The 14,690-nt window shown below is 64.1% G+C and carries 8 protein-coding genes and 1 pseudogene; 3 read left to right on the top strand and 6 right to left on the bottom strand.

Annotation, left to right across the window (positions count from 1 at the left end; all coding sequences use genetic code 11):
• Nucleotides 1-27: 27 nt before the first annotated feature.
• The 5 genes and pseudogenes from BLS27_RS03775 to BLS27_RS03755 all read right to left on the bottom strand — a co-directional run.
• Nucleotides 28-1,242 (bottom strand): annotated as a pseudogene (locus BLS27_RS03775) (BaiN/RdsA family NAD(P)/FAD-dependent oxidoreductase); the annotation flags it as partial.
• Between the two features lie 88 nt (nt 1,243-1,330).
• Nucleotides 1,331-2,668: an ATP-dependent RNA helicase DbpA gene (dbpA, locus tag BLS27_RS03770; protein WP_232092100.1), complete on the bottom strand. Its 1,338-nt coding sequence runs from the start codon at nt 2,666-2,668 to the stop codon at nt 1,331-1,333.
• Nucleotides 2,669-2,780: 112 nt separating this feature from the next.
• A complete protein-coding gene (gene mdtD / locus BLS27_RS03765) occupies nt 2,781-4,208 on the bottom strand; it encodes a multidrug transporter subunit MdtD (RefSeq protein ID WP_043207291.1) in 1,428 nt (475 codons plus the stop codon).
• A 92-nt stretch (nt 4,209-4,300) separates the two neighbouring features.
• A complete protein-coding gene (locus BLS27_RS03760; RefSeq protein WP_043207295.1) occupies nt 4,301-5,632 on the bottom strand; it encodes a TldD/PmbA family protein in 1,332 nt (443 codons plus the stop codon).
• Nucleotides 5,632-7,074: a TldD/PmbA family protein gene (locus BLS27_RS03755; RefSeq protein ID WP_090343227.1), complete on the bottom strand. Its 1,443-nt coding sequence runs from the start codon at nt 7,072-7,074 to the stop codon at nt 5,632-5,634. The genes BLS27_RS03760 and BLS27_RS03755 overlap by 1 nt, the downstream gene beginning before the upstream one ends.
• A 203-nt stretch (nt 7,075-7,277) precedes the next feature.
• On the opposite strand from BLS27_RS03755, the gene BLS27_RS03750 reads away from it, so the two are divergent.
• Nucleotides 7,278-7,670: a hypothetical protein gene (locus BLS27_RS03750; RefSeq protein ID WP_090343224.1), complete on the top strand. Its 393-nt coding sequence runs from the start codon at nt 7,278-7,280 to the stop codon at nt 7,668-7,670.
• Nucleotides 7,671-7,746: 76 nt separating this feature from the next.
• Here the strand turns inward: BLS27_RS03750 and putA are convergent, their stop codons facing one another.
• On the bottom strand, nt 7,747-11,700 hold the full coding sequence (gene putA, locus BLS27_RS03745) for a trifunctional transcriptional regulator/proline dehydrogenase/L-glutamate gamma-semialdehyde dehydrogenase (RefSeq protein ID WP_090343223.1): 3,954 nt from the start codon (nt 11,698-11,700) through the stop codon (nt 7,747-7,749).
• A 354-nt stretch (nt 11,701-12,054) separates the two neighbouring features.
• On the opposite strand from putA, the gene putP reads away from it, so the two are divergent.
• Nucleotides 12,055-13,533 carry a sodium/proline symporter PutP gene (gene putP / locus BLS27_RS03740; protein ID WP_043207301.1) on the top strand — a complete coding sequence of 493 codons (1,479 nt, stop codon included), beginning with the start codon at nt 12,055-12,057 and terminating at the stop codon, nt 13,531-13,533.
• Nucleotides 13,534-13,694: 161 nt separating this feature from the next.
• Nucleotides 13,695-14,531 carry a 23S rRNA (adenine(2030)-N(6))-methyltransferase RlmJ gene (locus tag BLS27_RS03735; protein ID WP_090343222.1) on the top strand — a complete coding sequence of 279 codons (837 nt, stop codon included), beginning with the start codon at nt 13,695-13,697 and terminating at the stop codon, nt 14,529-14,531.
• Nucleotides 14,532-14,690 lie beyond the last annotated feature (159 nt).

The following is a 14,690-nucleotide window of genomic DNA, read 5'->3' as shown; positions in this document are numbered from 1 at the left end:
GTTCCGTGCTGCTGAAAGGATTCTACTCTACACGAACTGCGCTGCAGCGTTGGCCGAGGCCCATGCCCACTGGAAATTGAACCCGCCCAGGTGGCCCGTGACATCGAGCACTTCGCCGATGAAGTACAGCCCAGGACTCTTCAGGGATTCCATGGTCTTTGAAGACACCTCGCGGGTATCGACGCCGCCGAGGGTCACCTCCGCGGTGCGATAGCCTTCGGTACCGGCCGGCACCAGTTGCCAGGCCGACAGCTTATCCGCCACCTGGGCCAGTTCGGCCGGGGTGTACTGCTTCATCGGCTTGGACACGAACCATTGCTCGGCCAGCAGATTGGCCAGCTTGCGGGTGAAAACCTCGCCCAGCAGCGTCTTCAGCTCGCTGTTGGGGCGTTCGGCCTGCTGCTGTTGCAGCCAACTGAGGGCGTCTCGATCGGGCAACAGGTTGATCTCCACGGTATCGCCCGCCTCCCAGAACGAGGAAATCTGCAGGATCGCCGGGCCACTCAGGCCGCGGTGGGTGAACAACAGGTTTTCCCGGAAACTGGTGCCGTTGCAACTGGCGACGCAGTCCAGTGCGGTGCCGGAGAGCTCGGTGCACAGGGCCTTGAGTTGAGGCTCGGTGATGGTGAAGGGCACCAGACCCGCGCGGGTCGGCAGCAGGGTATGGCCGAACTGACGGGCGACCTGGTAGCCAAAGCCGGTAGCGCCCAGGGTCGGGATCGACAGGCCGCCGGTGGCGATCACCAGGGACTGGCAGGCGAACGGGCCGGCGGAGGTTTGCAGACAATAGCCTTCGGCGGTCTTCTCGATCTGCTCGATGCTGGTCTGCAGGCGTATCTGGGCCCCGGCCTCGTCGCATTCGGCGAGCAACATGTCGAGGATGTCGCTGGACTTGTTGTCGCAGAACAGCTGGCCAAGTTTCTTCTCGTGGTAAGGCACGCCGTGCTTGCACACCAGTTCGATGAAATCCCACTGGGTATAGCGGGCCAGGGCCGACTTGCAGAAGTGCGTGTTCTGCGAGAGGAAGTTGGCGGGCTCGGTGTACATGTTGGTGAAGTTGCAGCGACCGCCCCCGGACATGAGGATCTTCTTGCCCGGCTTGTTGGCGTGGTCGAGCACCAGCACCCGGCGTCCTCGGCGGGCGGTGAGCTGGGCGCACATCAGGCCGGCGGCGCCGGCGCCGATGATGATCACGTCGGTGGAATGCACGGTGTAAACCTTTTCTGAAATGACACACTGGCCCCCGTGGAAGCGGGTTTACCCGCAATGCGATGGTGGACTCACTGCCGCCTTCGCGGGTAAACCCGCTTCCACAGAGTCGTGCAGATCTTTAGATGATGCGGACTTTCAGGGACCGACCCTTGATCTTGCCGCTGTTCAGGCGCTGCATGGCTTGTTTGGCCACAGCGCGCTCCACCGCCACGAAGGCCTGGAAGTCGAAGATGGCGATTTTGCCTACCTGTTTACCGGGGATGCCTGCGTCGCCGGTCAGCGCGCCGAGAATATCGCCTGGGCGCAGTTTGTCCTTGCGGCCTGCGGCGATGCACAAGGTGGTCATCGCTGGCAGCAAAGGCTCACCCCCTTTGTGTTTGAGGTTGTCGAGCTGCTCCCAGCGCAGCGGGCGCTTCTGCAGGTCCTCGATGGCCTGTGCGCGGTGGCCCTCGGCAGGCGCGACCAGGCTGATGGCGATGCCTTTTTCGCCAGCGCGACCGGTGCGGCCGACGCGGTGTACGTGAATCTCCGGATCACGCGCCAGCTCGACGTTGATCACCATGTCCAGACCGTCGATGTCCAGGCCACGGGCCGCCACGTCAGTGGCCACCAGCACCGAGCTGCTGCGGTTGGCGAACATTGTCAGCACCTGGTCGCGGTCGCGTTGCTCCAGGTCGCCATGCAGGGCCTGGGCGACGATGCCCTTGGCGGTGAGGTGGGCTACCACGTCCTCGCACTGCTGCTTGGTGAAGCAGAACGCCACGCACGACTGCGGGCGGAAGTGGCCGAGCACTCGGGTGACGGCTTCCAGGCGTTGCTGCGGGTCGATCTCGATGAAGTGCTGTTCGATCTGGTTGTCGGCGTGCAGGCTTTCGACCTTGACCTGCTGTGGCTTGCGCATGAACTCGGCGGCCAACTGCTCGATGCCGGCCGGGTAGGTGGCCGAGAACAGCAGCGTCTGGCGGCGCGAAGGGGTCTTGCCGATGATGCTGGCGATGGCGTCGAAGAAACCCATGTCGAGCATGCGGTCGGCTTCATCCAGCACCAGGGTATTGAGCCCATCGAGCACCAAAGTGCCCTTGTCCAGGTGCTGCTGGATGCGCCCTGGGGTGCCGACGATGATGTGTGCGCCATGCTCCAGGGAGGCGATCTGCGGGCCCAGCGAAACGCCGCCGCACAGGGTGAGGATCTTGATGTTGTCTTCGGCACGGGCCAGGCGACGCAGCTCCTTGGCCACCTGGTCGGCCAGCTCGCGGGTCGGGCACAGTACCAGGGCCTGGCAGCCGAAGTAGCGCGGATTGATCGGGTTGAGCAGGCCGATGCCGAAGGCGGCGGTCTTGCCGCTGCCGGTCTTGGCCTGGGCGATCAGGTCCTGGCCCTTGAGGATGACCGGCAGGCTCTGGGCCTGGATCGGCGTCATCGAGGCGTAGCCGAGGGCGTCCAGGTTGGCCAGCATGGCGGCGGACAGCGGCAGAGTGGCAAAGGCGGTGGAGTCGGTGGTCACGAGGCGGGCCTGCGTTGCGAAGCGAAAAATGCCGCACAGTCTACCAGCCTCGTGGCCATTCGCCCTACGACTCCATGTGCGCTTCCTGACGACGGGCACGCCTTCCGTCTGTCGGCGACAACTGCAGGAAGATCGCTGCGGCCAGCATGGCCATCAAGCCGATGGTCAAGAAGGTCAGCTGGAAGGCGCCCAGGGTGCTTTCCACCCCCTCTGCGCTGCCAGCGGCGGTAAAGCCGCCAAGCAAGGCGCCGGCACAGGCCACCCCCAGGCTCAAGGACAGCTGCGCGACCACCGACAACAGGCTGTTGCCGCTGCTGGCGCTGGCGTCGTCCAGGTCGATCAGGGTCACGGTGTTCATGGCGGTGAACTGCATGGAGTTCACGGCGCCGAGCAGGGCCAGTTGCGCCAGCAGCAGGGCATACGGCGTGTCTGCGTCCACCAGTCCCAGACTGGCCAGCAGCAGGCCAAGCAACAGGGTATTGCCGGTGAGGATGATGCGATAGCCGAAGCGTTCGATCAGCGGCCGTGCGATGGACTTGGCGAGCATCGCCGCGGCGGCCAGAGGGATCATGCTCATGCCGGCCTCGGCGGGCGAATAGCCCAGCGCCACCTGCAGTAGCAACGGCACCAGAAACGGCAGAGCGCCGCTGCCCAGGCGGGCGAAGAGGTTGCCGAGGATGCCGATGGCGAAGGTGCGCACCCGGAACAGGCCCGGCGAGAACAGCGGCTGCGGATCGCGCCCGGCGCGCAGCCAATAGGCGGCCAGGCAGGCCATGCCGGCGAACAGCAGCAACATCACCCGCAAGTGCGGCAGGTGCAGCTCACCCAAGCCTTCCATGGCAATGGTGATCAGTACCATCGCGGCGCCGAACAGGATGAACCCCGGGCCGTCGAAGGTAGTGCGCTCGGCGCCGCGCAGATCAGGGATGAACTTCCATACCGCATAGCAGCCCAGTGCACCGACGGGCAGATTGAGCAAAAAGATCCAGTGCCAGGTGAGGATCTCCACCAGCCAGCCGCCCAGGGTCGGTCCCAGCAGCGGGCCAAGCAGGCCGGGGATGGTGATGAAGCTCATGATCCGCACCAGCTCCGAACGCGGGTAGGCGCGCAGCACCACCAGCCGCCCGACTGGCAGCATCAGCGCACCGCCCAGGCCCTGGATGACCCGGGCCAGGATCAGGAACGTGAGGCTGTTGGCCATGGCGCAGAGCAGCGAGCCCAGGCTGAAGAGCAGGATGGCGCTGAAGAAAATGCGCTTGGTGCCGAAGCGGTCGGCGATCCAGCCTGAAGCGGGAATCAACAGGGCCACTGTGAGCATGTAGGCGATGATCACACCCTGCATGCGCAGCGGGTCTTCGGCCAGGGAGCGGGCCATGGCCGGTAGGGCGGTGTTGAGGATGGTGCCGTCCAGGGACTGCATGAAGAAGGCGATGGCCACCACCCAGGGGATCCAGCGGGCGGTGACGGGGTCCAGCGGGGCGCGTTCGGGCATGAATACCTCGGCTTTGCTGCTTGATCGTGCTGGCCCGCCTCCACAGGGTTATCGTCCTGTAGGAGCCCTGTGAAGCAGCCAGCACAGACCCATTACAGGGTGAGGGTCAGGGCTTTGACCAGCGCCCCCGGCAAATGACTCGACCCGGTGCTGCGCTGGCCGTAGGTACTGGTCGACAGGATCAGCTCTCGCTCACGCGTCAGGTCTTCCAATTGACTGCCCAGCAGGTTGTACAGGCTGTCATCGAAGCGCATGGTGCCGACCGGCCCCTGGATGCAACCGTCCTGCACCCAGAAGGTGGCGAAACGGGTCAGGCCGGTCATGCGGGCGGCGGGCAGGTCCGAGTAGTTCAGGTACCAGAGATTGCTGATATACAGGCCCGTGCCGAGTCGCTCGAGGACCTGCGCCGAAGGCAGATGCCCCGGAGCCAGGCTCAGTGCACAGGGCGACTCGAAGCTGTCGGCGCCGTTGGCCTGCAGGTCGAACTCCGCAGCGCTGCGCGCGCTGACCAAGCGCGCGTGTGCGCGGCCTTCGTGGATCAGGCGCACGTCCTGGCGCGGCGAGCCTTCGTCGGAGAAGGGCGGGCTGAGCGAGCCGCTGACCTGTTCATCGAAACCGACCTGCGGACTGAGGCTGGCATCGCCGGTGTACAGGCGCTGCAGCGCGCTGTTGCCTGTGGCCAGAGCCTGCGCGGAAAAACCACCCCAGCAGAGCATGCCGGCAATCTCGTCCATCGCCGCCGGGGCCAGGTAGGCGCGGTAGCTGCCAGGCTTGAGGATGATTGCCGGGCGGCCAAGGAAATCCAGTTGCTCGCGGGCCTGGCGCAGGCGCGCCACCAGGGCCGCACTGTCCCAGACCTGACCTGCATAATTGGCCTTGACCGCCTGGCCATTGGCGTGGAACAGGCTCCAGTCGAAGTTGAAACTGTTGGCCTGATGCCAGCCAAAGGCCCCGAAGGAGCTGGCGAACCCCCGGCAGATGGGGCCTGCGGCATAGATACCGACCAGGTCCAGATCGCCGGCTTCACGCTCGATCAGTCCAAGAACATCGGCGCAGTCCGGCAGCGCCGCTGCCTGCAGGTTGTGGCTGTGCCAGGCGCTTTCATCAAGACGCAGGTAAGGGTCGACAGGCAGCAGCGGCAGGATCTGACGCAGCTGGGCCAGCGCGTCGCGCAGGCGCTGGCGGTCCAGCTGTGGATCGTCGCCCAGCGTGAAGTGCTGCTCGGCCTGGCGCCCGTCGCGGATCAGGCGCAAGTGCGCGCTGGCCTGGGCGACTTCGCCGGCCTGGCGCACGCGGGCATGGTTGAAGCGGATGAACTGTGAATGCTCGGCACTGTAGCCGAGGGTGAACTGCTCGCCAGCCTGGAGTGCGTCGCGCAGGGCGCCTGTCAGGTCCTCGAAGCGTTGCTGGGGCGTGGCGCTCATCAAGCGTCTCCTCCGAATACGTCGATCTGGCGGAACACGCATGCCGGCGAGGCATGGCCAACCCGTACCACCTGGTTGGGTTCGCCCTTGCCGCAGTTTGGCGTGCCCAGTATCTGGAACGTGCTGCGATCGCCGACGGCGGCGAGATTGCCCCAGAACTGCGCGGAGATGCCGCGGTAGTTGGGGTTCTTCACTACGCCTTTGAGTTCGCCGTTTTCGATCAGTTGGCCCCATTCGCAGCCGAACTGGAACTTGTTGCGTGCGTCGTCGATGGACCAGGAGCGATTGGTGCGCATGAGGATGCCATGCTCGATACCACCGATCAGCTGCGCCAACGACTGGTCGCCCGGCTCGATGTTGAGGTTGGCCATGCGATCGATCGGCGCGCGATTCCAGCCACAGGCCCGGCTGTTGGCCACGCCATCCAGTCCCGAGCGGTACTGCGACAAGGCGCCGCCCAGCGGGCGCAGCAGCAGGCCGTCGCGGATCAGGAACTGCTTGCTCGCCGCAGTGCCGTCGTCGTCGAAGCTGTAGCTGGCCAGCTCTTCGGCGATAGTCGGGTCGAAGGTCACGTTGAGCAGCTTCGAGCCGTATTGCAGGTGACCAAAGTCGCTTGCCTTGACGAAGCTGGTGCCGGCGTAGTTTCGTTCGTCGCCCAGGATACGGTCCATCTCCAGCGGGTGGCCGATGGACTCGTGGATCTGCAGCATCATCTGGTCTGGCATCAGCAGTAGGTCGCGCGGGCCGCTGGGGGTATTGGGCGCGAGCAGCAATTGCAGGGCCTCGTCGGCGATGCGCCTGGCCGCACCGACCAGGCCACAGCGCTCGATCACCTCGAAGCCGCCTTGCTGGCCGAAGTTCTCCCTGCCTAGGCTGCGGCTCTGGCTGTCCTGGCCATCGCTTGTGGTCACGCCCAGGCCCGGGAACAGGAAACGTTGGGCATGGCGCAGCTCGGCGCCTGCAGAATTGAGGTAGGTCTGCTCGACAAGGCTGATGCCCAGGCTCGCCTGCCAATCAACCAGGCGGCTGTCCTTGGGCACGCTGGCCGACTCGGCGGTGAGCAGCTCGAGGCACTCGGCAAGGCTAGGCAGGGGATGTTCGAAGTGGGGCGAAACATGGTCATGGCGCTCGCTGGCCACCGGTTGCCCGCTCAGGTCCAGCAGACTGTAGGCGGCGATCGTGCGAGCCAGCGCCTCGGCCTGTTCGAGGGCGCGTTGCAGACCGGCTTGGGACACGTCGGCGGTGGCAGCGTAGGCTTCCACGCCCTTGACGCGCACGGTGAGCATGGCGCCTTCGTCCTGGCTGAAGAATGGTGGCTCGGCCACATTGCGACGCACCGACAGACTCTGGTGCGACTGCTTCACATGGCGCAGGGAAAACACCTCGGCCGAACTGCGCAGCGCAGCAAAGCGCTGGCGTAGCAAGGCACTGGAATCGAACATGCGGGAACCTCCGGTGCGCGGTGGCTCCCCCTAGAACCACCCCCTCTTGCAGGCCCAGGCAGGCTATGTTGCCTGACTTGAGCGGTGCGAGGTCATTATGGCAGCCTCGCCCTTGGTCGGTGGAAGAAATAACGTGCGGCCTGAATCGTCAAAAGGTGAATTTTGTTGTGAACAGCAGACGGATCAGCTGGTGGTGCTGGGGCATGTTCGATGCCCTGTTGTTAATCGACTACATATTCAAAGCGATCGCCAGCGACAGGATTCCATTCGTTTCCGACGCGCTGCGGATTGCTGTGGTCGCCAGCGACGAAGGTACGGCGACCGCGGTGCTTTTTGCCTTGCGCTTGGGCCTGCTGGTGTCAGTGGGCATCAGTTGTGCGCTGTTTTTCACCCAGCGCAATGCCGTGAAATGGCTGGTGGGGTTGCAACTACCGCTCAGGCTGCTCTTTTTCATTCCCTCTGTTTCGGTCTTCTATCTGTACGAGGGCTATCAAGCGTCAGCACATCCGCTGATGTTCTTTTTGATCGTGCTGGCGTGTGAGCTGTTCAAAATCTGGACCCTCTGGTTCTTCGGTAGAAACCAGGTGTCCACCTGATGGGTGAGCGGGAATCTGGCGTTGTAAACATAAAAAAGGAGAGCCGAAGCTCTCCTTTTTCGTTTACCGCGTTGGATCAGCCGATGGTCATGAGGCTGGCGTTGCCACCTGCTGCTGCGGTGTTGACGCTCACGGCGCGCTCGATTACCAGACGCTCCAGAGCGATCTGGTGGTCGCCGCTGGAGAGGCCATGGACGCCGACGATGGCGCCGGCGCGCTTGGCCACTTGCTCGCACACGCCGCGCAGCTGGTCAGAGTCGCCGTGGTGGATGACGGCATCGAAGGCGACGTCGTCCTTCTGCCAGTCGGCCACCAGCTTGACCTTGGCCTGCAGCTCCTTCGGCAGGCGGGCACGCAGGCTCTTGCCGGGCTCTGCGTCGGCCCATACCGCCGAGCTGCCCACGGCCAGTACGGCAGCCAGTTGGGCCAGCAGGTCGGCATCGTTGTCGGCCAGGCAGAGCACGTGCTCACGTGGCAACACGGTATAGGTGTTGCGCTCGCCGGTCGGGCCGGGCAGCACGCGGCTGATACCGCTCTGGGACTGGGCGGCGAACTGGTCGCACAGGCTGGCCAGCTCACCCAGCTGGCTGCTGGCAGCCCAGGTCTTGAGGGTGTGCAGCGGCTTGATCAGTTGGTCGCGCAGGACAGTATCGACCTTGCCTTCGCCGTCGACACGCTGGAAGTGGCGGGCGATGGCGTCGGCCGGGCGGGTCGACAGCAGGCGGTACAGGTAGAGCGGACCGCCGGCTTTCGGGCCAGTGCCGGACAGGCCTTCGCCACCGAACGGCTGGACGCCGACCACGGCGCCGACGATGTTGCGGTTGACGTACATGTTGCCGGCATTGACGTTGTCCACCACCTTGGCGATGGTTTCGTCGATGCGGGTGTGCACGCCCAGGGTCAGGCCGTAGCCGGAGGCGTTGATCTGCTCGATCAACTGGTCGAGGTCCTTGCGGTTGTAGCGCACCACGTGCAGGACCGGTCCGAAGATCTCACGCTTGAGTTCGTCGAAGCTTTCGAGCTCGATCAAGGTCGGCATCACGAAGGTGCCGCGCTTGATCTCTTCACCTTCGGCGATGGCGACCTGGTAGACCGTACGACCTTTGTCGCGCATGCCCTGGATGTGCTTCTCGATGCCTGCCTTGGCTTCGGCGTCGATGACCGGGCCGATGTCCACGGACAGACGTTCCGGGTTGCCCAGGCGGCTTTCGGCCATGGCGCCCTTGAGCATCTCGATCACGCGGTCGGCGGAGTCTTCCTGCAGGCACAGCACACGCAGTGCCGAGCAGCGCTGGCCGGCGCTGTCGAACGCGGAGGACACCACGTCAATGACCACCTGCTCGGTCAGGGCCGAGGAGTCGACGATCATGGCGTTCTGGCCGCCGGTCTCGGCGATCAGCGGAATCGGACGGCCTTGGTTATCCAGACGGCCAGCAATGTTGCGTTGCAGCAGGCGAGCGACTTCGGTGGAACCGGTGAACATCACGCCTTTGACGCGCTCGTCACCGACCAGGCCGGCACCGACGGTTTCGCCGCGGCCTGGCAGCAGTTGCAGCACGCCTTCAGGGATACCGGCTTCCAGCAGCAGGCGCACAGCCTGGGCGGCGACCAGCGGGGTCTGTTCGGCAGGCTTGGCCAGGACCGGGTTGCCGGCGGCCAGGGCCGCGGCGACCTGGCCGGAGAAGATCGCCAGCGGGAAGTTCCACGGACTGATGCACACCACCGGCCCAAGCGGGCGGCAGCTGTCATTGCTGAAATCGTTGCGTGCCTGCACCGCGTAGTAGCGCAGGAAGTCCACCGCTTCGCGCACTTCGGCGATGGCGTTGGCGTAGGTCTTGCCGGCTTCGCGCACCAGCAGGCCCATCAGCGGCTGGATATCGGCTTCCATCAGGTCGGCGGCGCGTTCGAGGATCGCGGCGCGTTCGGCTGGCGGCGTGGCCTGCCAGATCGGAGCGGCGTTGAGTGCGCACTGGATGGCATTGTCGACGTCCTCGACAGTGGCTTCCTGCACGTGACCGACGACATCGCGGTGGTCGGCCGGGTTGAGCACTTGCACGGCAGGTTGCTCGCTGGCGGCGCAGGCCAGCAGCGGGGCCGCTTTCCAGTCATTGTGGGCAGTGGCCAGCAGTGCGCAGGACAGCGACGCCAGGCGGTGTTCGTTGGCCATGTCGATGCCGGCCGAGTTGGCCCGCTCGCTGCCATACAGTTCACGCGGCATAGGAATGCGCGGATGCGGCAGGCCGATGCTGCCCTCCTGGGTGCCCATGCGCTCGATGCTGGCGACCGGATCGGCGACCAGTTCCTGGATCGAGATCGAGTGGTCGGCGATGCGGTTGACGAACGAGGTGTTCGCACCGTTTTCCAGCAGACGACGGACCAGGTAGGCCAGCAGGGTTTCGTGGGTGCCGACCGGGGCGTACACGCGGCATGGACGATTCAGCTTGCCTTCGGAGACCTTGCCCACCACCTGCTCGTACAGCGGTTCGCCCATGCCGTGCAGGCACTGGAACTCGTACTGGCCTGGGTAGTAGTTCTGGCCGGCAATGTGGTAAATGGCCGACAGGGTGTGGGCGTTGTGGGTGGCGAATTGTGGATAGATGGCTTCCGGTACCGACAGCAGCTTGCGAGCGCAGGCGATGTAGGAGACGTCGGTGTACACCTTGCGGGTGTAGACCGGGTAGCCTTCCAGGCCCTCGACCTGGGCGCGCTTGATCTCGCTATCCCAGTAGGCGCCCTTGACCAGACGGATCATCAGGCGGTGGCGGCTGCGCTTGGCCAGGTCGATGACGTAGTCGATCACGTACGGGCAGCGCTTCTGGTAGGCCTGGATGACGAAGCCGATGCCGTTCCAGCCAGCCAGCGATGGCTCGAAGCACAGGCGCTCGAGCAGGTCCAGGGACAGCTCCAGGCGGTCGGCTTCCTCGGCGTCGATGTTCAGGCCGATGTCGTACTGCTTGGCCAGTTGAGTCAACGACAGCAGGCGCGGGTACAGCTCCTCCATCACGCGCTCGTACTGGGCGCGGCTGTAGCGCGGGTGCAGGGCGGAGAGCTTGATGGAGATGCCCGGGCCTTCATAGATGCCACGGCCGTGGGAGGCTTTGCCGATCGAGTGAATCGCCTGCTCATAGGAGGCCAGGTACTTCTGGGCGTCGTGCTCGGTCAGGGCGGCCTCGCCGAGCATGTCGTAGGAGTAACGGAAGCCCTTGGCTTCGAACTTGCTGGCGTTGGCCAGGGCCTCGGCGATGGTCTCGCCGGTGACGAACTGTTCGCCCATCAGGCGCATGGCCATGTCGACGCCCTTGCGGATCATCGGTTCGCCGCTCTTGCCGATGATGCGGGTGAGCGAGGAGGTCAGGCCGGATTCGTTGTGGGTGGAGACCAGCTTGCCGGTCAGCAGCAGGCCCCAGGTGGCGGCATTGACGAACAGCGACGGACTGTTGCCCAGGTGCGGCTGCCAGTTGCCGGTGCTGATCTTGTCACGGATCAGGGCGTCACGGGTGCCTTTGTCCGGGATGCGCAATAGCGCCTCGGCCAGGCACATCAGCGCCACGCCTTCCTGGGACGACAGGGAGAATTCTTGCAGCAGGCCCTGGACGATGCCGGCGCGGCCGCTGGCGCTCTTCTGGTTGCGCAGTTTCTCGGCGATGCCGGCCGCCAGCTTGTTGGTGGCCTCGGCCTGCTCGGTGGAGAGACGCGCCTGCTCCAGCAGCATCGGCACAACTTCAGGTTCCGGGCGACGGTAGGCGGCAGTGATGGCCGAGCGCAGGACCGATTGCGGCAGGATGCTTTCAGCGAATTCGAGGAAGCACTGGTGGCTGTGGTCGGGCTGGACGTCGCCGGCATCGTCGCCGAGGCTGGCGGCATGGCCGTTGAGTTCGTTCAGGGTGGCGCCACCCTCGAGCTTCTCCAGATAGTTGAAGATCGCTTGCTTGATCAACCAGTGCGGCGTGCGGTCGATGGACTGCGCAGCTGCTTTGAGTCGCTCACGGGTCGGGTCGTCGAGTTTGACCCCAAGGGTGGTCGTCGCCATTTCTTATCCTCGTTATTGCCACGGATGTGGCCTAAGCTGGCGGCAAGATTAGCTGTAGGACAATCCGGGTGCAACCGGGTGCAACCCGTTTTTTGATCAGCGTAGGTGCAACTCGTCCGACGGCTCCATGGGTGGCAGGAAAATGTACTTTCTTGGTGCTTTTTCTTATGAAAAACCCGGTTTTTGAAACAAAAAGGTGCAAAGAAGCGGTTTTGTCTGAAAATGCAGGTGTAGGTGCAACTTGCAAATGAAAAATGGTTGCACCTCGTTCGTGTTGTTGCATAGGATGCGCCGCCTAGGTGCAACCGCCTTGCCGGCGGTCGCAAAACATAAAAACAACGCCAGGGCACAACCATGGGCAATCCACTCACGATCACCTTCGTGATCTACATTGCGGCAATGGTGCTGATCGGCTTCGCCGCCTATCGCTCCACCAAGAACCTCTCCGACTACATCCTGGGCGGTCGCAGCCTTGGTAGCGTGGTCACCGCGCTTTCCGCCGGCGCCTCCGACATGAGCGGCTGGCTGCTGATGGGCCTGCCGGGCGCTATCTATTTCGCGGGTCTTTCCGAAGCCTGGATCGCCATCGGCCTGACCGTCGGCGCCTACCTCAACTGGCTGTTCGTCGCCGGTCGCCTACGTGTGCAGACCGAGTTCAATGGCGATGCCCTGACCCTGCCGGACTACTTCTCCAGCCGTTTCGAAGACAACAGCGGTCTGCTGCGGGTCATCTCGGCGATCGTCATCCTGGTGTTCTTCACCATCTACTGCGCCTCCGGCATCGTTGCCGGTGCCCGCCTGTTCGAAAGCACCTTCGGCATGCCTTACGAGACCGCCCTGTGGGCCGGCGCGGCCGCTACTATCGCCTACACCTTCGTCGGTGGCTTCCTGGCGGTCAGCTGGACCGACACCGTACAGGCTTCGCTGATGATCTTCGCGCTGATCCTCACTCCGATCATCGTGCTGATCTCCACGGGTGGCTTTGACACTACCTTCCTGGCCATCGAAGCGCAGAACCCCGCCAACTTCGACATGTTCCGCGGCGCGACCTTCATTGGCATCATCTCGCTGATGGGCTGGGGCCTTGGCTACTTCGGCCAGCCTCACATCCTGGCGCGTTTCATGGCCGCCGACTCGGTCAAGTCGATCGCCAAGGCCCGTCGCATCTCCATGACCTGGATGATCCTGTGCCTGGCCGGTACCTGCGCCGTCGGTTTCTTCGGTATCGCCTACTTCTCGGCTCACCCTGAGGTCGCAGGTCCCGTCACCGAGAACCATGAGCGTGTGTTCATCGAGCTGGCCAAGATCCTGTTCAACCCCTGGATCGCGGGTGTTTTGCTGTCGGCCATCCTGGCTGCGGTGATGAGTACCCTGAGCTGCCAGCTGCTGGTGTGCTCCAGCGCGCTGACCGAAGATTTCTACAAATCCTTCCTGCGCAAGAATGCTTCCCAGCGTGAACTGGTCTGGGTCGGCCGCCTGATGGTGCTGGCTGTGGCTCTGATCGCCATCGCCATGGCCGCCAATCCGGAAAACCGCGTACTGGGCCTGGTGGCCTACGCATGGGCAGGTTTCGGTGCCGCTTTCGGTCCGGTCGTGCTGATCTCCGTGCTGTGGAAGGGCATGACCCGCAACGGCGCACTGGCCGGTATCGTGGTCGGCGCCCTGACGGTGATTCTGTGGAAGAACTACGTTGGGCTGGGTCTGTACGAAATCATCCCGGGCTTCCTGTTCGCCAGCATCGCCATCGTAGTGGTGAGCAAGCTGGGTGCCCCGACCGGCAGCATGGTGTCGCGCTTCGAGAAAGCCGACGCGGCGTATCACGCCGAGAAGTGATCCTGCGTTAGGACAACTGCTTTGTTCGCGGCAAGTCCGCTCCCACAGGCTCCAGTTGCCTGGGGGCGGGCTTGACCGCGAGTGCAGCATGCGCCGATCGACAGCCAGGCCTGACTCCGCCTGCCTGACAAGGTAAACTTGTCGCCCCCGCAGGAGTTGCCATGAACTATCGTCACGCCTTCCACGCCGGTAATCACGCCGACGTCCTCAAGCACATCGTGCTGACTCGCCTCATCGCCCTGATGTCGCGCAAGGAGCAGCCGTTCGCCTACATCGATACCCATGCCGGCCTTGGTCTGTATGATTTGCAGGGCGACCAGGCGACCCGCACCGGTGAGTACCTCGAAGGTGTCGCCCGACTGTGGAATCGCGAAGACCTGCCGACCGTCACCGCTGACTACCTGCGAATCATCAAACGCCTGAATCCGGACGGCGAGCTGCGCTATTACCCCGGATCCCCGGAGCTGGCGCGGCGCCTGATGCGTCAGCAGGATCGGGCGCTACTCAACGAGAAGCACCCCGAAGACGGCCCGCTGCTCAAGGAAAACATGAAGAAAGACCCGCGGGTGGTCGTGCACCTGGGCGAGGGCTGGCACGTGCCTCGGGCATTGCTGCCGGTGCAGGAGAAGCGCGCGGTGATGTTGATCGACCCGCCTTTCGAGCAGGCCGATGAGCTCAAGCGCTGCACCGTGGCGATGAAAGAGGCGATCGGCCGCATGCGCCAGACCGTCGCTGCGATCTGGTACCCGATCAAGGATCAGCGATCGCTCACGCGGTTCTATCAAGACCTCACCAGCACCGGGGCGCCCAAGCTGCTGCGGGTCGAGTTGTATGTCCATCATCAGGACAGCCCCCAGGGTCTCAATGGCTCGGGCCTGGCTATCGCCAACCCGCCGTGGGGGCTGGAAGAGGAGCTGCGCGAGCTGTTGCCGTGGTTGGCCAAGGAGCTGGCGCAAACGGCCGGCAGCTTCCGGATGGACTGGCTGATCGCCGAGTGACAAGGGCCTGTTGCGCAGCCATGCCAGGCTGCGAACTCGCTCGTGGTACAGCGCTGCTTCCTGTAGCCCCTTCCAGCAATCGCACCCCCTGCTGTTTGCGTTATAATTCCGCCCTTTAGCCGCCATCCGCCTGCAAGGCCGATGGCGCATCCCTACCGA

The organism is Pseudomonas guariconensis, assembly GCF_900102675.1.
GTDB classification, from domain to species: domain Bacteria; phylum Pseudomonadota; class Gammaproteobacteria; order Pseudomonadales; family Pseudomonadaceae; genus Aquipseudomonas; species Aquipseudomonas guariconensis.
This window is presented reverse-complemented; position numbering and strand designations above follow the sequence as displayed.

Coding starts and splice junctions, on each gene's coding strand:
- BLS27_RS03760 (WP_043207295.1), bottom strand. CDS start 5,632: ATGAGCGCCACGCCCCAGCAACGCTTCGAGGACCTGACAGGCGCCCTG.
- dbpA (WP_232092100.1), bottom strand. CDS start 2,668: ATGCTGGCCAACCTGGACGCCCTCGGCTACGCCTCGATGACGCCGATC.
- putA (WP_090343223.1), bottom strand. CDS start 11,700: ATGGCGACGACCACCCTTGGGGTCAAACTCGACGACCCGACCCGTGAG.
- BLS27_RS03755 (WP_090343227.1), bottom strand. CDS start 7,074: ATGTTCGATTCCAGTGCCTTGCTACGCCAGCGCTTTGCTGCGCTGCGC.
- putP (WP_043207301.1), top strand. CDS start 12,055: ATGGGCAATCCACTCACGATCACCTTCGTGATCTACATTGCGGCAATG.
- BLS27_RS03750 (WP_090343224.1), top strand. CDS start 7,278: ATGTTCGATGCCCTGTTGTTAATCGACTACATATTCAAAGCGATCGCC.
- mdtD (WP_043207291.1), bottom strand. CDS start 4,208: ATGCCCGAACGCGCCCCGCTGGACCCCGTCACCGCCCGCTGGATCCCC.
- BLS27_RS03735 (WP_090343222.1), top strand. CDS start 13,695: ATGAACTATCGTCACGCCTTCCACGCCGGTAATCACGCCGACGTCCTC.